Source organism: Aquicoccus porphyridii (assembly GCF_008369105.1).
GTDB lineage: Bacteria > Pseudomonadota > Alphaproteobacteria > Rhodobacterales > Rhodobacteraceae > Aquicoccus > Aquicoccus porphyridii.
In genome coordinates this window covers 1-401 of sequence record NZ_VINQ01000184.1, presented here as the reverse complement: position 1 = coordinate 401, position 401 = coordinate 1, and the positions used below count along the sequence as shown (strand labels likewise).

Here is a 401-nt window from a genome sequence, read left to right as displayed (position 1 = left end):
CTGCAGCCCGGCGACGATCCCATCCAGCGGCACGCCCAGTGCATGGGCGGCAGCGGCGGCAGCCAGGGCATTGGCGACATTGTGCCGCCCCAGCAGGTTGAGCTGGACCTGCGCTTCACCCGCTACGCCCTGCAGCCTGAAGCCCATGCAGCCGCGCGCATCGCGCTGCAGATCGGCGGCGCGGAAATCGGCCTGGGGCCGGTCGAGGGAGAAAGTCAGCAACGGACGGCCGCTGGCACGGGCCTTCCAGGTGTCGAAGGCCTTGTCGTCCAGGTTCAGTACGGCGGTGCCGTCGGCGGCCAGCCCTTCCAGTATCTCGCCCTTCGCCTCGACGATCTTCTCCGGTCCGCCGAACTCGCCGACATGGGCGGTTCCGGCATTGGTGATGATCGCCACGTGCG

At 69.1% G+C, this 401-nt stretch carries 1 protein-coding gene; it reads right to left on the bottom strand.

Going from position 1 to position 401, the window contains the following annotated elements; genetic code table 11:
- On the bottom strand, positions 1-401 hold a 401-nt coding region (locus FLO80_RS24105; protein WP_246156811.1), incomplete at both ends, for a Mur ligase family protein.